This is a genomic window from Curtobacterium sp. SGAir0471 (genome assembly GCF_005490985.1).
Lineage (GTDB): Bacteria > Actinomycetota > Actinomycetes > Actinomycetales > Microbacteriaceae > Curtobacterium.
The window spans coordinates 3,415,825-3,435,379 of record NZ_CP027869.1; the positions used below are offsets into that span (position 1 = coordinate 3,415,825).

Below are 19,555 nucleotides of genomic sequence, written 5' to 3' on the forward strand. Positions count from 1 at the left end.
TAGCCTGGCCGGATGGCACTGGAGCAGCTCTTCGGCCTCGACGGTCGCCGTGCACTGGTCACCGGGGGCAGTTCCGGCATCGGGCGGGCGATCGCGCTCGCCCTGGCGGACGCCGGCGCCCACGTGTTGGTCGCGGCACGGACGCGGGCCACGATCGACGAGACCGTCGCGACGATCGCCGACGGCGGCGGGTCGGCCACGGGCGTCGTCGCCGACCTGTCGACGCGGGCGGGAGCGCATGCGCTCGCGGACGCCGTCGGCGAGGTGGACGTCCTCGTCAACTCGGCCGGCATCAACCTGCGGCCGCCGATGCCGGACCTCGACGAGGGCACGTGGGACGCGACGATGGCCGTCAACCTCGACGCACCCTTCGTGCTCGGCCAGCGGCTCGCGCCCGGCATGGCCGCGCGCGGGTACGGCCGGATCATCGGCATCAGTTCGCAGCAGGCGCACCGCCCCTTCGCCTCGAGCGGCGCGTACGGGGTGTCGAAGGCCGGCCTGGAGGCACTGGCACGGTCCCAGGCGGAGGCCTGGTCGGGCAGCGGGGTCACCTCGAACGTCCTTGTCCCCGGCTTCGTGCAGACCGCGCTCAACAGGCGACTGTCCGCCGACCCCGAGCGGGTCGCGGCACTCGCCGCACGCACGCTCGTCGGACGCAACGGCGAGCCGTCGGACTTCGCGGCCGTGGCGGTGTTCCTGGCCGGACCGGGCTCCGGGTACGTCACGGGCCAGTCGATCGCGGTCGACGGCGGCTTCTCCGTGCACTGACCTCCGCGCCCTGACCGCAATGCGCTGACCGCAGTGCGGCGGGCCGAAGACGACAGTCGAGCGCTGCTCGGTAGCGTCGGTGCATGGCCGTCATCCACCGCGCAGAACTCCGACCGTCCAAGGCCGAGGCGCTCGCCGCATGGCTGCCCGCGCAGCCGTGGAGCGGGCTCACCGCCGGTGCCACGGTCGAGGTCGTCACCCGCTTCCGGTTCGACGACCCCGCGGGCGAGGTCGGCGTCGAGGAGATCCTCGTCCGGACGCCAGAGGGTCGGCTCCTGCACACCCCGCTGACCTACCGCGGTGCCCCGCTCGAGGGGGCCGGGGCCTGGCTGGTGTGCGAGATGGACCACTCGGTACTCGGTCGCCGCTGGGTGTACGACGCTGCGGCCGACCCGGTCTACGCCGACGTCCTGCGCCGCGCGATCGCCACCGGCGGGCACGAGGCGGAGCTCGAGCGCGCCGACGGCTCCGGACGGTTCGACAAGGAGGGCACGGCGACGGGCAGTGGTTCGGCGCCCGACTCCCCCACGGTGACGACGGCCTCGGCCACCACGGACGGCACCGAGACGACGGTGCACACCGACCACGGCGACCTCGTCGTGCTGCGCGTGGTCGGACTGCCCGTCCCGACCGGCGAGACGCTGACCGCGACGTGGGGCGACCGCTCGGCCGTCGTCGCCGTGCTGCCCGCCTGACGGACCCGCCGCCGGCCCTCCCACGACGATCCCCGGCCGCCGCGAGCGCCGCCCGCGGCGTGCCCCATTCGGGGGACTCGGAGCTTCCCGGCGTGTGATTGCAATGTGCAACTTCGGGGCGGGACGGACTGGGCGGGGCTGATCCCCGCCTCGGTGACCGTCGCCGCCGTCGACCACGACCTGGGCGGCCCGCTCACCGACGAGGAACACGCGGCGATCGCCCACGCCGTCCCCTCGCGTCGCGCCGAGTTCCGGACCGGTCGGGTGCTCGCCCGCCGCACCCTGACGGCGATCGGCACCCCCGTGACCTCGCTGCCCGTCAGCCGGTCCGGCGCCCCTCGGTGGCCCGACGGCGTGGTCGGCACGATCACCCACTGCCCCGGCGTGCGCGCGTGCGCGGTCGCCCGGAGCGTCGAGCACGCCGGTGTCGGCATCGACGCCACCCCGGCCCGTCCCCTGCCGTCGGGGGCGCTCCGACGCATCGCGGACCTCTCGGACGACCGTGTCGCACGGGGTCTCGCTACGCTCCGCCGAACCGGGGTTGAGAGTCCGGACAGCGTCCTGCTCGCCGCTGCCGAGGCCGTCGCGAAGGCCCGCACGGCCGCGCACGACGGCTGGTTCGGCATCGACGGTGCCCACGTCGAGCTGCGCCCGGACGGGAGCTTCGCGGCAGGGGCACGACGCGGACCCGCGTTCGCGGCGACCGGGCGATGGGCAGTGGACCGGGGGACGGCGCGGGCGGGCATCGTGCTCGCCGCGCGCTGAGACGCGGCGCGCGGGGGCGCGCCGGACGAACGAGGAAGGAACCACCATGGTGCAGCAGGACGAGGACACCTCCGTCGAGGCGGTGTTCGACCGGTACGCAGATCGACCGGCCCTCCGACAGCGGGACGGCGAGGTCGTCACCGATACGAGCTTCCGGGAGCTCCGGGATCGCGCGCGGGCACTCGCGGCAGTGCTCGGCGAGACCGTGTCGCCGGGTGACCGGATCGCGGTGCTCGGCCCGCCGAGCGCCGACGTCGTGACGCTCGAGCTCGCGTGCTCGGTGCTCGGCGCGGTGAGCGTGCCGCTGCAGTCCAGCGCGCCCGTCGAGCAGCTCCGCGCGATCGTCGACGAGACGACGCCGGTGTGGCTGGGCGTCACGGCCGACCAGACCGGGACCGCGCAGGCCGTCACCGACGTGGCCGCCGCCGAGGTGCACACCGTGCTGCTCGACACGGACGACACGGACGACACGGACGGCACGGCAGCGCTGCCGGCGCTCGCCGACCTCGTGGCGCGGGGCCGTGCCCTGCCGCAGCCGACCCCGTGGCGACCGGCACCCGACGAGGACCCGCTCGCGCTGCTGCTCTACACGTCGGGCAGCACCGGTACCCCGAAGGGCGCGATGTACACCCGGTCGATGGTCGAGCGGCTCTGGCACGCGCTCCCGCCGGACCACCCGGACGCCGTGACCGTCGGGTACGCCTACCTGCCGCTCAGCCACCTGACCGGGCGCGCGGCACTGCTCGCGACGCTCGGCCGCGGCGGCACCGTGGCCCTCGCGACCTCGACCGACCTGTCGGCCCTGTTCGAGGACCTGCGGGTCTACGCACCGACCGAGCTCGTCCTCGTCCCCCGGATCGCGGAGATGGTCCGGCAGGAGGGCGCGCGCGAGGAGCAGCGCCGACTCGCCGCCGGAGCCGCCGGAGCCGCCGGAGCCACCGCCGCCACCGCAGCCACCGACGCCGCGGCCGTGCGCGCACAGGTGCAGGAGGACCTCCGCACGCGCGCCTTCGGTGGACGCGTCGCGCAGGCCGTCTGCGCCAGTGCCCCGCTCACGCCCGAGCTCCGGGCGTACCTCGAGGGGTGCCTCGGCATCCCGCTGCACGACCTGTACGGCTCGACCGAGGCGGGCAGCATCCTGCGCGACGGCGTGGTGCAGCAGCCGCCGGTCACCGAGCACAAGCTCGTCGACGTCCCCGAGCTCGGGTACCGCACCACCGACCGACCGCTCCCCCGCGGTGAGCTGCTCGTGAAGAGCACCGCGGTGATCCCCGGGTACTTCCGCCGCCCGGACGTCACCGCCGCGGTGTTCGACGAGGACGGCTTCTACCGGACCGGCGACGTGATGGCGCAGACCGGCCCGGGCACGTACGAGTACCTCGACCGCCGCAACAACGTCATCAAGCTCTCGCAGGGCGAGTTCGTCGCGGTCTCGGCCCTCGAGGCGACCTACGGCGGGACACCGGAGGTCCGGCAGATCGCCCTGCACGGGGACAGCCGGCACGCCTTCCTCGTCGCCGTCGTCGTGCCCGCCGACCCGGAGGCGACCGAGGGCGACCTGCTCGCCGCCCTGCAGCGCACCGCCCGCGCGCACGGCCTCGCCCCCTACGAGGTGCCCCGCGCCCTCGTCGTCGAGCCGGACCCCTTCACGGTCGACAACGGCATGCTCTCCGACGCGCGGAAGCTCCTCCGCCCACGGGTCACCGCCCGCTACGGGGACCGGTTCGCCGCGCTGTACGACGCGGTCACCGAGCAGCAGAGCGGCACCCTCGTCGCGACCCTGCGCGAGCACGTCGGTGACGAACCGACCGTCGACACGGTCGTCCGTGCCGCCCGTGACCTGCTCGGCGCCGAGGTCAGCACGGAGTCCGCGTCGGCCGCCCGGTTCTCGGACCTCGGCGGTGACTCGCTGTCGGCGCTGACGTTCTCGGGCGTCCTCGAGGACGTCTTCGAGACCGAGGTGCCGGTCGGCGTGATCACCGACCCGACGAACGACCTCGCCGCCGTGGCCGCGTACGTCGACCGTTCGGCCGCCGACGACCGCCCGACGGTCACCCGCGTGCACGGCGCCGACCCGACGGTGCTCCGGGCGACCGACCTCCGGGTGGACCGCCTGCTCGGCGAGGTCCCCACCCCGGTCGCACGCGCGCCCCGGGACCCGTCCGCGCCGCCCCGCACCGTCCTGCTCACCGGCGCGAACGGCTACCTCGGCCGCTTCACCGCGATGGACTGGCTGGAGCGGCTCGCACCGGTCGGCGGCACGCTGGTGTGCGTCGTCCGCGGGTCGGACGACGCTGCTGCCCGTCGCCGGCTCGACGCCGCGTTCGCTGCCGACCCGGCGTTCGCCGCCCGGTTCGCCGAGCTCTCGGGATCGCTCGAGGTGATCGCCGGGGACGTCAGCGAGCACCTGCTCGGCCTCGACGACCCCCGGTGGCGCGAGCTCGCCGCCCGGGTGGACCTGGTCGCGCACGCCGCGGCCCTGGTGAACCACGTCCTGCCGTACACCGCGCTGTTCGGGCCGAACGTCGTCGGCACCGCCGAGGTGATCCGGCTCGCGATCGCCGCCGGGAGCGTCCCCGTCACCTTCGTGTCGAGCGTCGCGGTCGCCGGTGGGGCCCGTCCGAGCGCGACCGAGGACGTCGTCCCCGACGCTCCCGCCGCACTCGACGAGCGGGCGGACGTCCGGACGACGATCCCCGAGTGGACGGTCGCCGACGAGTACGCGAACGGCTACGGCGCGAGCAAGTGGGCCAGCGAGGTGCTGCTCCGCGAGGCCCACGACGAGCACGGGGTCCCGGTCGCGGTCTTCCGCTCCGACATGGTCCTGGCGCACCCGCGCTGGCGCGGTCAGGTGAACCTGCCCGACGTGTTCACCCGCCTGGTCTGGAGCGTGCTCGCGACCGGGCTCGCGCCCGCGACCTTCGTGCAGCGGACCCCGGACGGCCGGGTGCAGCGCTCGCACTACGACGGCCTGCCCGCCGACTTCACGGCGGCGGCGATCGACGCGATCGGCGCGTCGGTGGTCGAGGGCCACCGGACGTTCAACGTCGTGAACCCGCACGACGACGGTGTCTCGCTCGACACGTTCGTCGACTGGCTGGTCGAGGACGGGCACGCGATCGAGCGCGTCGAGGACCACGCCGAGTGGGTCGACCGGTTCCGGTCGGCGCTCGAGGCGCTGCCGGACGAGGACCGCGCGCGATCCGTGCTCCCGTTGCTGCACGCGTTCGCGGTGCCCGAGGCCCCGCACGCCGGGTCCGCGATCCCGGCCGACGCGTTCGCGGCGGCCGTGCGGGCGGTGCGCCCGCTCGGGGCACCGGCGATCCCGTCGCTCGACCACGCGCTCATCACGAAGGTGGCGGACGACCTGACGTTCCTCGGTCTGCTCCGGCCGGCCGCGACGACCGCGCGCTGACCACCGGACGGGAGGCGCGGCGCCGGCCGGCACCGCGCCTCCCGTCCGTCACCCGGTCACGCCGAGCGCCGCTGCCGGGCCGGTCCCGACGGGCACCGGCAGGGCCTGTCTGCGCACGGTGACCTGCTGGCAGGATCGAGCGCGTGAAGACACTGGAGTTGCCACAGACCGACCTCACCGCGTCCGACGTCGTCGTCGGGCTCATGCGGATCAACGACATGAGCGACGAGGACATCCGCGAGCTGTACACCGCCTCGCGCGACGCGGGCGTCACGATGTTCGACCACGCCGCCGTGTACGGCGTCTGGCACGGGTGCGAGCAGCGCTTCGGCTCGGCCGTGACCCTGTCGTCGTCCGAGCGTGCCGCGATCCAGCTGCAGACCAAGGTCGGCATCCGCCCGACGCCGAACGGCGCGTACTTCGACTTCTCGTACGAGCACATCATCGAGTCCGTGCACGAGTCGCTGGAGGCACTGCACACGGACTACGTCGACGTGCTGCTCCTGCACCGCCCCGACGCGCTCGTCGAGCCGGACGAGGTCGCCCGCGCGTTCGACGAGCTGCACGCCGCCGGCAAGGTGCACCACTTCGGGGTCTCGAACCACACGCCCGGTCAGGTCGAGCTCCTGAAGAAGTCCGTCCGCCAGCCGCTGGCGTTCAACCAGGTGCAGCTGAGCATCACGCACGCGAACGTCATCACGCAGGGCCTGACGGCGAACATGGCCGGTCTCGACCAGTCGATCGACCGCGACAACGACATCCTGAACCACGCGCGCCTGCACGACGTGACGCTGCAGGCCTGGTCGCCGTTCCAGAAGGGCTTCTTCGACGGCGTCTTCCTCGGCGACCGCGAGCAGTACGCCGAGCTGAACGACGTGCTCGAGGAGCTCGCCTCGGCGCACGGGGTGACCCCGACCGGCATCGCGGTGGCGTGGATCACCCGGCACCCCGCGCACTTCCAGGTCGTCCTCGGCACGACGAACCCGCAGCGCGTCCGGGACTCGGCCGCGGGTTCGGACGTCGAGCTGTCCCGCGAGGAGTGGTACCGCGTCCTCACGGCGGCGGGGCACACCGTCCCCTGACCGGGACCCGGCCGCGGGACACCGCCCCGGGCCGGGCTCACGCCTTCCGGTCCCGCCCCCCCCCCGGCGGTGCCGGACTCCGCACAACGGGGAGCACGTCGCGCCACGGAAGTCCGTGGTGTCACGTGCTCCCCGTTGTGCTGACGCACGTCGTGCCGCCGGCTCCCAAGAGCAGATCGGGGGCTCGGCTGGGGCGGCTCGGCCCGGGCAGGGCAGTCAGTCGTCGGCGGTCGGGGCGCTCAGCACGCGCACGTCGAGGGGCGAGACCCGCGACGGGTCGGCCGAAGCTCCGCCGACGACGTCGAACGAGATGCCGAGCTCGGCGGCGGTGTCCTCGTCGAGCTCGAGCCCGTCCTCGGTGGCCTGGTCCTCTGGGATGGCGCGACCCTGCGACGGGTCCCACGCGTTCGCGAACGACATGCGCACGAGCATGCCGCTCCCGGCTGGCAGCGAGGTGTCAGATGTCGACGGTGTCCGTCAGAGGTCGTCGGCGTGCAGCCGGTCGCCCGCCTGCGGACGGCGGAAGACCGGACCACCGCCGGCCTCGTCCTCGTCCTCGTGGGAGACCGGGGAGGTGCTCGGGTCGACCGAGTCGGGACCGACGTCGGCGCCGCGGTCCTCCTCGACCTCGCGTTCCGTCTCGGTCTGGTCGTCGTGCGCCACGCCGTCCACGGGGAGGTCGGCGCCGGGCTGCTGCGGATCGAACGGTGTGCTCATCGACATGCACCGAGCGTGCTCCGCGCCGGTGGACGGCAGGTGGACGCTGTCCGTCCGCCGCGCCCTCAGCCCCGGCCGGGGCCCTTCGCCGGTCCCTCGGTGAGGGTCCCGATCGTGGTGTCGACCGCCGTGTCCGCCGCACCGGCACCCTTGTCCTTGCCCTTGCCGCTGTTGCTTCCCGGACCGTTGCCGCTGCCGTTGGTACCCGGGCCGCCCTGGGGCGCCTCGACCGGGTTCGACGCGGGGCCGCCCGGCTGGGGCCCGACGCTCGCGTCGTCGGCGGGCTGACTCGGCTCCTGCGCGGGCTCGCTCGGCTCCTGCTCCTGGCTCGGCTCCTCGGCCGGTTCGCTCGGCTCCTGTGCGGGCTGGCTCGGCTGCTGCTCCTGACTCGGCTGCTGCTCCGGCTCTCTCGTCTGCTCGTCCGTCGACGTCGAGGGCTCGCTCGACCCGGTGGGCGCGGGCGCCGGGTCGTCCCGCCCGCCGAGGGCGAACAGCGCGACGCCGATGCCGGCCAGGACGAGGAGTCCGATGACGACCGCAGCGATGATCCCGGCCCGTCGACGCTTCGGTTCGGCCGCGGCCGCACCACCGCGTCCGGCGGTCCCCGCCCCGCTGCCCGCGCCACGCGCCGCGGCACCACCGACGGCAGCACCACCGCCGGCAGCACCACCGCCGGCAGCGGCAGCGGTACCCGCTCCACCTGCGCCGCGCTGGGCACCGAGGACGGTCGTCGCGACGTCGTCCTGCGCCCCCGGTCGGTCGTAGGCGCGCGTCGGCGCGTCGGCGCCGCCCGCGGTCGGCATGGCTCGCGTGGCCTGGTCGCCGTCCACCGCACCCGGCATCGCCCGGGTCGCCTGGTCGCCGTACGCCGCATCCGGGCTGCCGGCGCCGAGTGCGGCACCCGCCAGACCGGCAGCCGCGCCGGCCGCGCCACCGGCGGCACGGGTCAGGGTCCCCGGGCCGCCGGGCAGCAGCTGCGTGGCCGGTGCCGTGCCGTCGCGTTCGAGGGCCCGGAGGCGACGGGCAGCCTCTGCCGCGGTCGGCCGCTCGGACGGGTCCTGCGCCGTCATCACGTGCAGGAGCGTCCGCCAGGCAGTGGGCAGGTGTTGGTCGATCTCCGGGCCGCGCGTGAGTCGCGCGGTCGCGGACTCCACCGCCGTCCCGGGGAACGGTCGCTCGCCGGTCAGGCACTGCAGCAGGACGAGCCCGAGGGCGTAGACGTCGGCCTGACCGGTGACCTCGCGACCGAGGACCTGCTCCGGGGAGATGTACGCGGCGGTGCCGATGACGGTGCCCGTCCCGGTCACCCGGGCGGCGTCGCGGAGCAGGGCGATGCCGAAGTCGGCGAGCTTGACGTGCTCGCCGTCGCTCTCCAGCAGGACGTTCGCGGGCTTCACGTCACGGTGCACGATGCCCTGCGCGTGCACCGCGGCGAGCCCCTCGGCGACCTGGGCACCCATGCGTGCGGTCGTGGTCGTGTCGAGCGGCCCCTCGCGCAGCCGGGTGTCGAGGTCGCTGCCCGGGACGAGCTCCATCACCAGGTAGGAGTCGCCGTCCTCGTCGTCCAGCGCGGCGTCGTAGAGCGTGACGAGGGACGGGCTGCGGAGTGCGGCGAGGGTGTGCATCTCGGCCTCGGCCCGGGCGCGCTCGCCGTGGTCGACGGCACCGATCCGGAAGACCTTGACGGCGACCTCGCGGCCGAGTTGCTCGTCGACCGCACGGTAGACCGAGGCCATGCCGCCGTGTCCGAGCGTGCCGGTGACGCGGTACCTGCCGCCGAAGACCCGTTCTTCCATGCGGGTGAACCTACCGTGGCGACCTGACCGGGCGTGCCGGTCCCGCGCCGCGGCGGACGGGTTCGGCACCCCGGTGCAGGGCCGTCAGGTAGAGCCGGTGGGCCGTGATCACCAGGGCCAGCCAGGCCAGGCCGAGGGCCCACGCGGCGAGCACGTCCGTCGTCCAGTGGTGCCCCAGGAAGATCCGCGAGACGCCGATCGACAGCACGAAGAGCGTCCCGACGACGATCGTCCACACGCGGGTCACCGTGCGGGACTGCCGCAGGATGAGCAGGTACACGATCGTGCCGACGACGACCGTGGCGTTCAGGGTGTGCCCGGACGGGAACGACGGCGAGTGCTCGTAGGGCGGCACCGCGTCGGACAGCGGCGGGCGGGCACGGCCGATCAGGTCCTTGCCCGCGATCGTCATGAGGAGCGAGCCGCCGCTCGCCGCCACGAGCAGCACCAGCGGGGTCCAGGCCCGGCGCTGCACCGTGAAGCCGACGAGGAACGCGACGGCGACGATCGGCATCCCGATCGTCCCGGCGATGTCGGTCCACCACGTCACCGCCCGGTCCGCGAACGGCGAGCGCAGGGTGAGCATCCAGTCGAGCACCGGACGGTCGAGCACGGCGACGTCGTCGGACTCGCGGACGGCGTCGTACACCTCGGACGCCGCCCACGTCGCGGTCACCGCGATGCCGATGCCGACCAGGAGCATGAGCACGAGCAGCGGGAGCGCTCCGTACCGTCGGCCGAGCGCGGCCCAGGCCTCGGCGACCGCGTGCCCGACACGCGATCGCCACGAGGTGAGGTCGACCTCGCCGACGTGGCGGTCCGCGTCGACGGCGGTGCGCTCGTCCCGGTCGACCCGCGCGGCGGCAGCCGCGAGCGGGTCCGTCGGCTCCTCGTCGTCGCGCTGCATCGTCCCACCCTGCCCGTCCGACACTGCGAACGCCCGGTCAGTCCTTCGCGGCGCCGTAGTCGCGCACGGTGGACACGCTCAGCGGGAAGACCACCGGGAAGTCCCGGAAGAGCAGCCGCCCGGCGTCGACCGCGGCAGCACGGACCTGCTCGGCGACGAACGCCGCGTGCTCGACCGGTGTGTGCACCACGATCTCGTCGTGCACGAAGAACACCAGGTGCGGGCCGGCCGTCAGCGGGCCGGGGAACCGCGCCGCGAGCCGGGTGCGGAGCGACCCCATCCAGGCCAGTGCCCACTCGGCGGCGGTGCCCTGCACCACGAAGTTCCGCGTGAACCGACCCCAGCTACGTGCTCGTCCCTCGACCGCCCGCTGCTGCACCGGGGTGCCGTCCACCGACCACGCGCGGTTGCGGGCGACGAACCAGGCCTCGTCGGGCACCGGCGACGTCCGGCCGAGCAGCGTCGTGACGGGCTCACCGCGCTCCCCCGCGCGCGCGGCACGGTCGACGAGCCCGAGCGCCGCGGGGAACGCCCTGGCCAGCCGCGGCACGAGCCGACCGGCATCGCCCTGCGTGGCGCCGTACATCGCGCCGAGCATCGCGCCCTTGGCCTGCTGCCGGGTCTCCACCGCACCCGAGGCCACCACACCGTCGTACAGGTCCCGCCCGTCACCCGCGGTCGCCATGGCCCGGTCGCCGGCCATCGCGGCGAGCACGCGCGGCTCGAGCTGCGCCGCGTCCGCCACCACGAACGCCCACCCGTCGTCGGCGACGACCGCGCTGCGGACGGTCTTCGGCAGCTGCATCGCGCCGCCGCCGTCGGCCGCCCACCGCCCGGTGACGACCCCGCCGACGACGTACTTCGGGTGGAACCGCCCGTCCTGCACCCACTCGTCGAGCCAGGCCCATCCGTTCGCCGTGAGCAGGCGGGAGCGCTTCTTGTACTCGAGCAGCGGCGCGATGACCGGGTGCTCGAGCTCCTGCAGCTCCCACTTGCGCGTCGACGACACCATGAGTCCGGCCGCTCGGAGCGCCCGCAGGACGTCGGCGGGCGAGTCCGGGTTGAGACCGGGTTCGCCGAGGTGCGCCCGGATCTGCGCCGCGAGCTCCTCGAGCCGACGCGGCCGCACCCCTGCCGGCACCCGGGGCCCGAGCTCCTGCTCGAGCAGTCGCTCGTGCACGTCGGCGCGCCACGGCAGCCCGGCGTGCAGGATCTCGGCCGCGACGAGCGCCCCGGCGGACTCCGCCGTCGTCAGGAGGCGGAGGGCCCCCGGGGTCGTCGACGTGGCGATCGCGTCGAGCTGCAGCCGGAACTCGGCGATCGGGTCGGCCGCGTCATCGGCCGGCCCGACGGCGAACAGCGCGTCGTCGAAGAGCCGGGCCTGCGTCGGACGGGTGGGGCGGGCCTCCTGGCCGGGTGCATCCCACGTGTCGACGGGAGCCGCTGCGAGGGCGGTGCCCCGTGCGGCGAGCGCGCCGCGGAGGATCCGGCGGCAGAGTCGGAGGTCGACGCATCGGCCGACGCGTCCGCCGGCCGCCAGGACGGCCGGGTACCAGCGGGCGGTGTCGTCCCAGACCCAGCGCACGTCGGGTGCGTCGTGCGCGGCGACGAAGGCCGGGAGACCCGGCTCGTCCACGCGCGTCGGCTCGCCGGCCAACTCCCCCGCGTCGGTCAGGGGCGTCGCGGTGACGCCGCCGTCGACGCGGTGGAGGACGAGGTGCACCCGACGATCATCCCCCGGTTTCGCGAAACGCAACGTCGGCGACTGCTCGCAGCGGTGCAGCGCTGCGAGGTGTCGCCGACGTTGCGTCCCACGGAGGGGGGCGGGTCAGTCGGCGTGGTGGGGGTCCTGCGCCGCGTCCGTGCGGGGGTCGGTGCCGGCGGCGTCGCCCGGGCGGACGGCTGCCGAGTCGGCGACGTCGATGCGGACGTCCCCGTCCTCGGCACGCGAGACCTCGACGCGCGGGTCTGCGTCGTGCTCGTCCGAGCCGGACATGCGTCGGAAGGTGTCCTGACGCCGTTCCTCGAAGGACATGTCGACGCCGTCGCCGAGGTGGTCGTGGTCCGTGTCGCTCATGCGACCGACCGTACCCGCGGCGTCCGGGGCGGCTCACGGCAGTGTAGGTGAGCAGTGTTCAGCGATTTGGTGCGCGAATCGGACAGCCGCCATGGTGGAGCGATGGAGACGGAACGCGCACGAGCACCACGGTGGCGACCGGTCCCCGCCGACGACGTCCCGATCCACGCCGTGGTCCGCTACCGCGACCGGGGGCGGCTCGTCGCCGGCACGGCGGTGGACGTCCTCGACACGCCGGGGCGTCCCGCCCTCATCGTCCGTGCGGACGACGGGCAGCACCACGTCGCACCGCGCGCGGTCCCGCTGGAGATGCGGGTCGCCTGACCGTCCGGTCGCGCCCGGTCAGCAGAGCGGGACGTTGACCGCCAGACCGCCCATCGCGGTCTCCTTGTACTTCGTGGACATGTCCGCTCCGGTCTGCCGCATGGTCTCGACGACCTGGTCGAGCGACACGTGGTGCACGCCGTCGCCGCGCAGCGCCATCCGCGCGGCGTTGATCGCCTTGTTCGCGGCGATCGCGTTCCGCTCGATGCAGGGGATCTGCACGAGGCCGCCGATCGGGTCGCAGGTCAGCCCGAGGTTGTGCTCCATCGCGATCTCGGCCGCGTTCTCGACCTGCTCCGGTGTACCGCCCAGGACCTCGGCCAGCCCGGCCGCCGCCATCGACGCCGCGGAGCCGACCTCGCCCTGGCAGCCGACCTCGGCGCCGGAGATCGACGCCCGCTCCTTGTAGATCGAGCCGATCGCCCCGGCGGTGAGCAGGAAGCGGACCACGGCATCGTCGCGGCCCTCCGGCGCGACCTCGGAGACGTAGGTCAGCGCGTAGTAGAGCACCGCGGGGATGATCCCGGCGGCGCCGTTCGTCGGCGCGGTGACGACCCGGCCGCCCGTCGCGTTCTCCTCGTTGACCGCCATCGCGGTGAGGTTGACCCACTCCATCGCGAAGAGCGGGTCGTGGTGCGGGTCGTCGCGGGTGAGCTGCTCGTGCCAGTTCGCCGCCCGGCGCCGGACCGCGAGTCCCCCGGGCAGCGTGCCGGTGCGCCGGATGCTGCGGTCGACGCTCTCGCGCATGACCTCGTGCACGTGCAGGAGCCCGGCGCGGACCGCGGCCTCGCTCCGGGTGACGGTCTCGTTCGCCATCGCGATGCCGTTCACGGGCAGGCCGGTGGCGGCGCAGGCGGCCAGCAGCTCGGCACCGCTCGAGAAGGGGTGCGGGACGGCGTCGTCGACGGGGATCGCGGCCTCGGCCACCGTGCCCTCGGAGTCGGTCGTGATGAACCCGCCGCCGATCGAGTAGTAGGTCTCCTCGGCCAGGACCGCGTCTGCGGCGTCGCGTGCCCGGAGTCGCATCGCGTTCGGGTGCCGGGGGAGCATGGTCAGCGGGTGCAGCACGATGTCGGCCTGGCGGAACGGCACGGTCGCACCGCCCGCGAGGCGCAGCACGCCGGTCTGCTCGAGGTCGTCGAGCGCAGCCGCCATCGCGTCCGGGTCGACCGTCTCGGGGTCGGAGCCCATCAGGCCGGCGAGCACCGCACCGAGCGTGCCGTGTCCCTGCCCCGTGGACGCGAGCGAACCGTACAGGTGGACGTCGAGCCCGGCCACGGGGACGTCGACGAGCCCGGCCGCGAAGGCCGCTCCGGCTCGCATCGGCCCGACGGTGTGGGAACTCGACGGGCCGATCCCGACGCTGAACAGATCGAAGACGGAGACCGGCACCCCGCCACACTAACCCGTCCGGACGGCGTGGACCCCGAGCGAGCGCGGTGGACCGCTCCATCGGCACGGGCGTGCGAGACTCGTGGCATGCCCATCCTCAACAAGGACATGCAGGTCTGCATCTCGCTCGCGGCCCGCCCGAGCAACATCGGCACCCGGTTCCACAACTTCCTGTACGACGAGCTCGGGCTGAACTTCGCGTACAAGGCGTTCACGACGACCGACCTGCCCGGCGCGGTCACCGGCATCCGGGCACTCGGCATCCGGGGCTGCTCGGTCTCGATGCCCTTCAAGGAGGCGATCATCCCCCTCGTCGACGTCGTCGAGGAGTCCGCGGCCGCCATCCAGTCGATCAACACCGTGGTGAACGACGAGGGCGTGCTCACCGCGTCGAACACCGACTACGAGGCCGTCGCCTCCCTGCTCCGCACGCACGAGGTCGACCCGACCGCCCGCGTGGTCCTCCGCGGCTCCGGCGGCATGGCCAAGGCGGTCACGGCGGCCTTCCGCGGCGCGGGCTTCGAGCAGCTCACCGTCGTCGCGCGCAACGCGGAGACCGGCCCCGCCCTCGCCGAGCAGTACGGGTTCGACTGGGTCGCGACCGAGCAGGAGGCGCCCGACGCCGACGTCCTGGTCAACGTCACCCCGCTCGGCATGCGGGGCGCCGACGAGGACGCACTCGCCTTCGCGCAGGACCGCATCGAGGCCGCGTCGACCGTCTTCGACGTGGTCGCGTTCCCCTCCGAGACCCCGCTCGTCCGCGCCGGTCGCGCCGCCGGGAAGCGTGTGGTCACGGGTGCCGAGGTCATCGCGCTGCAGGCGGCGCGCCAGTTCGAGCGGTACACGGGCGTCGCCCTGACGGACGACCAGGTCCGTCGGGCGAGCGCGTTCAGCCGCGCGGAGTGACCGGATGACGGTCTGGAGGATCGTGGCGGCGCCGCCACGTCCTCCCTCGCAGGCTCGGTCGGCGCGGCCCGCGTGACGCTGACGCGTCACCGCTGAGCGGGCCGCGCAGTCCGTCTACTGGGTGCCGGCGCGACCCTGCGCGACCCAGCGGAGCCGCCGGATGCTCTCGTTGTTCCGGATCCAGATGCCGGGCTGGGCGATGAAGCCGGGCACGAGCGACCCAGGTCCCCGCACGGGGTTCTCACGGAGCGTGACCCGACTCCCGCGCGGGTGCGGTTCCACCTCGACCTCGACGCGCGCCTCGCCGACCGGCCAGCCCTTCGCCTGGATCACCAGGCGGCGGGGCTCGTCGACCTCGAGCACGGTCGTCACGTCGTTGATCAGGAACGGCCAGATGCCGAACGAGTGGTGCAGCTCCGAGCCGACCGCCGGCCACGTCGGGTCCTGGCGGCGCATGCGCGAGGCGCCGACGACCCAGGTCGGGTAGAGCCAGCCGTCACGGAGCACGTCGAAGACGGCCTCCGGGCTGCAGTGCACGATGCGGACGTTCTTCGCCATGGTTCAGTCCTCCGGTGCGAGATCGACGTGCTCGGACAGCCCGAAGGTGTGGCGCAGCGCACTGCGGGCCGCGTGCCAGCCCGCCATGCCGTGCACACCCGGGCCGGGCGCGGACGCCTCCGAGCACAGGTACATGCCGCCGCCCATCCGCCACGGGTCCGACGACAGGACGGGCCGCTTCACGAGCTGCCAGAAGCTCGCTGCCCCGGCGGCGATGTCGCCGCCGACGTAGTTCGGGTTGTACTCCCCCATCTGCACGGCCGTGCGGCTGCTCGACTGCAGGATCGTGTCGCGGAACCCGGGGGCGAAGCGCTCGACCTGGCGGACGACCGCGTCGGTCGGGTCGACGTCCGATCCGGCCGGCACGTGCGCGTACGCCCAGAAGACGTGCTTGCCGCGGGGTGCGCGACCCGGGTCGACCACGGTCGGCTCCGAGCCGAGCACGTACGGCCGTTCCGCGTGCCGCCCCTCTGCGACGGCCCGCTCGGCCTCGGCGATCTCCGCGCGGGTGCCGCCGATGTGCACCGTGCCGGCCCTCCGGAGCTCGGAGTTCGTCCACGGCACCGGGTCGGACAGCGCGAAGTCGACCTTCGCGGCCGCGTTGCCGAACCGGAAGCGGCGGAGCGCCCCACGCTTCGGGGTGGGGATCTGCTTCCCGGCGATGTGGAGCATGCCCGGGACGCTCGTGTCGAACAGGACCGCCTTCGCCGGGGTGAGGTCGCCGAGGGATCGAACCTCACGGCCGGTCTCGATCGTCCCGCCGTGGGCGACGAGGTCGGCGGCGAGCGCGTCGACGATCGCCTGGCTGCCCCCGATCGGCACCGGCCAGCCACGGGCGTGCGCATAGGACCCGAGCGACAGCGCGGCGGCTGCGGTCGACAGGGACGGCATGTGCTGGATCGAGTGTGCGGCGACGCCGGACACCATCGCCGGTGCGACCTCGTCGCGGAACCGGGCGTTCCACGCGGCACTGCCCTGCTCGAGGGCGCGGAGACCGAACCGCAGGACCGTCAGCGGGTGGCGCGGGACGTGCAGCAGCGCGTCGGTGGCGAAGTCGGCGACCTGGTCCGCGTTGCCGGACAGGGGCGCCATCAGGTTCCGGAACGCCCGACCGTCGATCCCGAGGCCGTCGGCGGTGCGCTCGAGGTCGCGGTACGCGATGCCGGCGCGGCCCCGGTCGAGGGGGTGGCCGTACTGCACCTCGGGCAGCCGGAGCTCGATGCGGTCCTCCATCCGGAATCGCCGGAAGAACTCGGACTGCAGCGCCATGGGGTGCACCGCGGAGCAGACGTCGTGGTGAAACCCGGGCAGCGTGAGCTGGGCCGTGCGGGCGCCGCCGCCGATCGTGTCGTTCCGCTCGACGACCTCGACCGACAGCCCGGCACGCGCGAGCGTCACCGCCGCCGCGAGTCCGTTCGGTCCGGCACCGACGACCACCGCATCAACCATGTGCCCGAGCCTAGGAGTTGCCCACAGCGCGTTCGCTCAGATGACCGTCCGACCTGCGTTCAGCGCCTCATCGCGACGAGCGAGCACGGGATCGATGCGACTCGAATCGACGATGAGTCGCTCCGCGTCTGGACTCACGATTCCCGCGATCCGGGTGATGTCGTCACGGATGCGTCCCAGCGGGGCAGCGTGGGTCGGCTCGTGGTGCGCGAGACGGTTTCGGAACCGGCGCACGTCGTCGAGCAGGCGGTGCAGTCTTTTGCGACGGAGCGTGCCGAGGTGCGGGAACGCCGTCCTCAATCGCGGCTGCCAGAGCACGGTCTCGTAGCTGAGGGTCGGGTGCCGCGGCACCCCGGCGTCGGTCAGCCCGACCCAGAACCCGAAGCTCGTCGCGGCGACGACCTGGTCGGCGGTCGGTCGCGCGACGCCTCGCCGCGCCAAGGTGTCGGTGGCACCGTCGACGGCGCGACGCTCTCGCGGCATGAGGTGCACCGCCTCGTCGTTCCACCAATCGTCGTTCCGTCCAGCGCGCAGGGCGTCGTGCATCGTGTTGCGGACGGCGATCTCGAGCACGGCGATCGGGCCCCAGAACGCAGCGGTCATCTCGATGTTCCAGGCGTAGAGGCGGAGCGCGCCGGCACGATCGCCGTTGCAAGCGGCGAGGTAGGGGCCCAGGCGAGCAGCGCTGCAGAGGCGCGGTAAGTCCGTGAGCGTGGCGATGTCGAGCCCAACGACGGCTGATCGACCGGTCACACGAACTCCCCCGAAGACGACGATCGCCCCAGGAGTCCGGCGATGCCGAATGGTCCTGGGGCGTTACGGCTCCAGTATAGACGCGTTTCGGTGGTACATCAAGTACCAGTCCACGTGCGTGGAGGTCAGGGGCGGGCGATGTCCGCGTCGGCGGGGTCGGTCCCGTCCTCGGGGCCGTCGCCCTCGTCGGGCTCGTCCGCGTCGGCCGGTGTCGCGATCGGCGCCTCGGCGCCCGCGGGGTGCTCGGCGAGCAGCGCGGCGAAGTCCTCGTCGAGCATCTGCTGCAGGCGTTCGTCGCGCCCGATCACGTAGTCCTCGGTCGGACGCTGCGCCCACCCGAGTCGCCCGACGACCGTCGTGCCGATGTCGTCCCACGCGCGCGCCCGGGCCTGCAGCACGATGCCGTCGACGAAGCCCTGGTCGTCGCGCCGCCGGTCGAGCATCGTGGCGAGCTGCTCGTACGTGGCCTCGCGCGTGCGGAGCTTCAGGTCGTCGCCCCGCTTGTAGTCGTGCTGGTGCTGGGAGCGGCCCCGCTTGTTGCTCGACGTGGACCGGATCTCCCGCATGCGGGCGGCGTCACCGCGCTGCTCCTCGGCCATGCGGTGCAGCTCGTCGCGGGCGGCCTCGGCGATGACGGCGTGGTCGAAGTACCCCTGGTCGCGGAGGGCGTTCGTGATGATCCGGTTCGCCACAGCGACGGTGACCGCGGCCTTGGCGATGAGGAAGCCCTCGTCCACCGCTCGCTTCAGCTCGACCTGGCTGACGGGTCGGTCGCGAACGTCGTTCCTGGTGCGTCGTCCGAACAGGGCCATGCTCCGACGATACCGGCGTGCAGCCGTCCGTCCGCAGCGTCCGTCCGCAGCGTCCGTCCGCGGGTCCGTCCGCAGGAGGACCCACGATCACACCGCCGAGGGACGTGCCGGAGCGACCCGACCCGTAGCGTCGTCTGCATGACCACGATGCAGCACTCCCCTCGGACCGGCCTCGGCACCGCGAGCCTCGTGCTCGGGATCTGCTCGCTGCTCGCCGGGTGGACCTTCTTCGCCCCCGTCGTCGGCCTCTGCCTCGGCATCGCCTCCCGCGGTCGTGAGCCGATGGCGCGCGGCCGGGCAGGGTGGGGCATCCTGCTCAACCTCGTCGCACTGGCGGTGTGGATCCTGGTCGGCCTCCTGCTCGTGCTCGGCGGCGCGTTCGCGGTGTGGGCGGGCGTCCAGCAGGGCCGCTGACCGACAGCGGCCGACGACCCTCAGGTCACGAGCCCGTAGACCGCCACGTCGACCCGTCGGGGTCCGAGCGGCAGGGCGCGGCGGAGCGTCCCCTCGTGCGCGAACCCGAGCCGTTCGGCCAGCGCCCGACTCCGGACGTTGTCGGCGCCGGTCCGGATCTCGACCCGGGCGCTCCCCCGCTCGCGGGCGACGTCGACCAGCGCGGCGGCGGCGCGTCGGACGATCCCGCGCCCCTCGTACCGCTCGTCGATCCAGTAGCCGAGCGATGCCTGGCCCAGGTAGTGATCCAGCGCGAGCGACGCCGCCCCGACGATGCGTCCGTCCACACGGATGACGCACGGCACGGCCCGGTCCATCGCGTACTGCCCGAGCAACTGCTCGGTGTGCAGCACGAGCGAGTCCCGCGAGACCGACGCCCACGCCCACGGCTCCGCCGCACGGAGCCGTCCGAGGTTGGCCTGCACCAGCTCGTGGACGGCGTCGACCGTGCTGAGGTCGCGCAGCGTCAGCGTGCACCCGTCGCCGAGGTCCCGTCCCGAAGCCGCCACGCCCCCGACACTATGCACATCGGCCCCCGACGTCCGGGGTCGGCACGACGCGGCCTGCAGCGAGCACGCAAGCACGCAAGCACGCAAGCAACCGTGGACCCGACGTCACCCGACCCGGCGCGACCCGACCCGACGGACGACGGGAGGCGCGGCACCCACCGGCACCGCGCCTCCCGT

General features: G+C 73.9%; 20 protein-coding genes. 8 read left to right on the top strand and 12 right to left on the bottom strand.

Features of this window, described 5'->3' with window-relative positions; translation table 11 throughout:
• The first annotated feature begins 12 nt into the window (after positions 1–12).
• From C1N91_RS15890 to C1N91_RS15910, 5 genes are all read left to right on the top strand, one after another.
• Positions 13–768 (top strand): SDR family NAD(P)-dependent oxidoreductase, encoded by a 756-nt coding sequence (locus tag C1N91_RS15890; protein ID WP_137768486.1) that lies wholly within the window; start codon positions 13–15, stop codon positions 766–768.
• Positions 769–851: 83 nt separating this feature from the next.
• The gene (locus tag C1N91_RS15895; protein WP_137768487.1) at positions 852–1,463 is read left to right on the top strand and encodes a CG0192-related protein; all 612 of its coding nucleotides are present in this window, start codon (positions 852–854) and stop codon (positions 1,461–1,463) included.
• Positions 1,464–1,568: 105 nt separating this feature from the next.
• Positions 1,569–2,228 carry a 4'-phosphopantetheinyl transferase family protein gene (locus C1N91_RS15900; RefSeq protein ID WP_137768488.1) on the top strand — a complete coding sequence of 220 codons (660 nt, stop codon included), beginning with the start codon at positions 1,569–1,571 and terminating at the stop codon, positions 2,226–2,228.
• Between the two features lie 46 nt (positions 2,229–2,274).
• Positions 2,275–5,643, top strand: coding sequence for a carboxylic acid reductase (gene car, locus C1N91_RS15905; RefSeq protein WP_137768489.1), 3,369 nt, complete (start codon positions 2,275–2,277; stop codon positions 5,641–5,643).
• A 143-nt stretch (positions 5,644–5,786) separates the two neighbouring features.
• The gene (locus tag C1N91_RS15910; protein ID WP_137768490.1) at positions 5,787–6,725 is read left to right on the top strand and encodes an aldo/keto reductase; all 939 of its coding nucleotides are present in this window, start codon (positions 5,787–5,789) and stop codon (positions 6,723–6,725) included.
• A 216-nt stretch (positions 6,726–6,941) separates the two neighbouring features.
• Here the strand turns inward: C1N91_RS15910 and C1N91_RS15915 are convergent, their stop codons facing one another.
• From C1N91_RS15915 to C1N91_RS15935, 6 genes are all read right to left on the bottom strand, one after another.
• Positions 6,942–7,145: a hypothetical protein gene (locus tag C1N91_RS15915; RefSeq protein ID WP_137768491.1), complete on the bottom strand. Its 204-nt coding sequence runs from the start codon at positions 7,143–7,145 to the stop codon at positions 6,942–6,944.
• Positions 7,146–7,202: 57 nt separating this feature from the next.
• The gene (locus C1N91_RS16815; protein ID WP_175416064.1) at positions 7,203–7,448 is read right to left on the bottom strand and encodes a hypothetical protein; all 246 of its coding nucleotides are present in this window, start codon (positions 7,446–7,448) and stop codon (positions 7,203–7,205) included.
• Between the two features lie 59 nt (positions 7,449–7,507).
• Positions 7,508–9,238, bottom strand: coding sequence for a serine/threonine-protein kinase (locus tag C1N91_RS15920; protein ID WP_137768492.1), 1,731 nt, complete (start codon positions 9,236–9,238; stop codon positions 7,508–7,510).
• Between the two features lie 10 nt (positions 9,239–9,248).
• Positions 9,249–10,145 (bottom strand): phosphatase PAP2 family protein, encoded by an 897-nt coding sequence (locus C1N91_RS15925; protein ID WP_137768493.1) that lies wholly within the window; start codon positions 10,143–10,145, stop codon positions 9,249–9,251.
• 37 nt (positions 10,146–10,182) lie between these two features.
• On the bottom strand, positions 10,183–11,868 hold the full coding sequence (locus tag C1N91_RS15930) for a bifunctional 3'-5' exonuclease/DNA polymerase (protein ID WP_137768494.1): 1,686 nt from the start codon (positions 11,866–11,868) through the stop codon (positions 10,183–10,185).
• Positions 11,869–11,973: 105 nt separating this feature from the next.
• Positions 11,974–12,222: a hypothetical protein gene (locus C1N91_RS15935; RefSeq protein WP_254678278.1), complete on the bottom strand. Its 249-nt coding sequence runs from the start codon at positions 12,220–12,222 to the stop codon at positions 11,974–11,976.
• 102 nt (positions 12,223–12,324) lie between these two features.
• On the opposite strand from C1N91_RS15935, the gene C1N91_RS15940 reads away from it, so the two are divergent.
• Positions 12,325–12,546 (top strand): hypothetical protein, encoded by a 222-nt coding sequence (locus C1N91_RS15940; RefSeq protein WP_137768495.1) that lies wholly within the window; start codon positions 12,325–12,327, stop codon positions 12,544–12,546.
• An 18-nt stretch (positions 12,547–12,564) separates the two neighbouring features.
• Here C1N91_RS15940 and C1N91_RS15945 read toward each other — a convergent pair whose 3' ends face one another.
• A complete protein-coding gene (locus tag C1N91_RS15945; RefSeq protein ID WP_137768496.1) occupies positions 12,565–13,938 on the bottom strand; it encodes an L-serine ammonia-lyase in 1,374 nt (457 codons plus the stop codon).
• An 87-nt stretch (positions 13,939–14,025) separates the two neighbouring features.
• On the opposite strand from C1N91_RS15945, the gene C1N91_RS15950 reads away from it, so the two are divergent.
• Positions 14,026–14,844 carry a shikimate 5-dehydrogenase gene (locus tag C1N91_RS15950; protein WP_137768497.1) on the top strand — a complete coding sequence of 273 codons (819 nt, stop codon included), beginning with the start codon at positions 14,026–14,028 and terminating at the stop codon, positions 14,842–14,844.
• A 114-nt stretch (positions 14,845–14,958) separates the two neighbouring features.
• Here C1N91_RS15950 and C1N91_RS15955 read toward each other — a convergent pair whose 3' ends face one another.
• The 4 genes from C1N91_RS15955 to C1N91_RS15970 all read right to left on the bottom strand — a co-directional run bounded on the left by C1N91_RS15955 (position 14,959) and on the right by C1N91_RS15970 (position 18,416).
• Positions 14,959–15,402: an SRPBCC family protein gene (locus C1N91_RS15955; protein WP_137768498.1), complete on the bottom strand. Its 444-nt coding sequence runs from the start codon at positions 15,400–15,402 to the stop codon at positions 14,959–14,961.
• 3 nt (positions 15,403–15,405) lie between these two features.
• Positions 15,406–16,851, bottom strand: coding sequence for a phytoene desaturase family protein (locus C1N91_RS15960; protein ID WP_137768499.1), 1,446 nt, complete (start codon positions 16,849–16,851; stop codon positions 15,406–15,408).
• 36 nt (positions 16,852–16,887) lie between these two features.
• Entirely contained in the window at positions 16,888–17,604 is a 717-nt protein-coding gene (locus tag C1N91_RS15965) for a hypothetical protein (protein ID WP_137768500.1), read from the bottom strand.
• A gap of 125 nt (positions 17,605–17,729) precedes the next feature.
• Positions 17,730–18,416, bottom strand: coding sequence for a hypothetical protein (locus C1N91_RS15970; protein WP_137768501.1), 687 nt, complete (start codon positions 18,414–18,416; stop codon positions 17,730–17,732).
• Positions 18,417–18,554: 138 nt separating this feature from the next.
• On the opposite strand from C1N91_RS15970, the gene C1N91_RS15975 reads away from it, so the two are divergent.
• Positions 18,555–18,830 carry a hypothetical protein gene (locus C1N91_RS15975; RefSeq protein WP_137768502.1) on the top strand — a complete coding sequence of 92 codons (276 nt, stop codon included), beginning with the start codon at positions 18,555–18,557 and terminating at the stop codon, positions 18,828–18,830.
• A 20-nt stretch (positions 18,831–18,850) separates the two neighbouring features.
• Here the strand turns inward: C1N91_RS15975 and C1N91_RS15980 are convergent, their stop codons facing one another.
• Positions 18,851–19,378, bottom strand: a complete 528-nt coding sequence (locus C1N91_RS15980; protein WP_175416065.1) for a GNAT family N-acetyltransferase — start codon at positions 19,376–19,378, stop codon at positions 18,851–18,853.
• Positions 19,379–19,555 lie beyond the last annotated feature (177 nt).

Bases quoted from the DNA above. Each gene is read 5' to 3' on its own strand.
- C1N91_RS15890 (WP_137768486.1), top strand. From the start codon at position 13: ATGGCACTGGAGCAGCTCTTCGGCCTCGACGGTCGCCGTGCACTGGTC.
- C1N91_RS15895 (WP_137768487.1), top strand. From the start codon at position 852: ATGGCCGTCATCCACCGCGCAGAACTCCGACCGTCCAAGGCCGAGGCG.
- C1N91_RS15975 (WP_137768502.1), top strand. From the start codon at position 18,555: ATGACCACGATGCAGCACTCCCCTCGGACCGGCCTCGGCACCGCGAGC.
- C1N91_RS15960 (WP_137768499.1), bottom strand. From the start codon at position 16,851: ATGGTTGATGCGGTGGTCGTCGGTGCCGGACCGAACGGACTCGCGGCG.
- C1N91_RS15925 (WP_137768493.1), bottom strand. From the start codon at position 10,145: ATGCAGCGCGACGACGAGGAGCCGACGGACCCGCTCGCGGCTGCCGCC.
- C1N91_RS15920 (WP_137768492.1), bottom strand. From the start codon at position 9,238: ATGGAAGAACGGGTCTTCGGCGGCAGGTACCGCGTCACCGGCACGCTC.
- C1N91_RS15950 (WP_137768497.1), top strand. From the start codon at position 14,026: ATGCCCATCCTCAACAAGGACATGCAGGTCTGCATCTCGCTCGCGGCC.
- C1N91_RS15915 (WP_137768491.1), bottom strand. From the start codon at position 7,145: ATGTCGTTCGCGAACGCGTGGGACCCGTCGCAGGGTCGCGCCATCCCA.
- C1N91_RS15940 (WP_137768495.1), top strand. From the start codon at position 12,325: ATGGAGACGGAACGCGCACGAGCACCACGGTGGCGACCGGTCCCCGCC.
- C1N91_RS15935 (WP_254678278.1), bottom strand. From the start codon at position 12,222: ATGAGCGACACGGACCACGACCACCTCGGCGACGGCGTCGACATGTCC.
- C1N91_RS15970 (WP_137768501.1), bottom strand. From the start codon at position 18,416: ATGGCCCTGTTCGGACGACGCACCAGGAACGACGTTCGCGACCGACCC.
- car (WP_137768489.1), top strand. From the start codon at position 2,275: ATGGTGCAGCAGGACGAGGACACCTCCGTCGAGGCGGTGTTCGACCGG.
- C1N91_RS15955 (WP_137768498.1), bottom strand. From the start codon at position 15,402: ATGGCGAAGAACGTCCGCATCGTGCACTGCAGCCCGGAGGCCGTCTTC.
- C1N91_RS16815 (WP_175416064.1), bottom strand. From the start codon at position 7,448: ATGTCGATGAGCACACCGTTCGATCCGCAGCAGCCCGGCGCCGACCTC.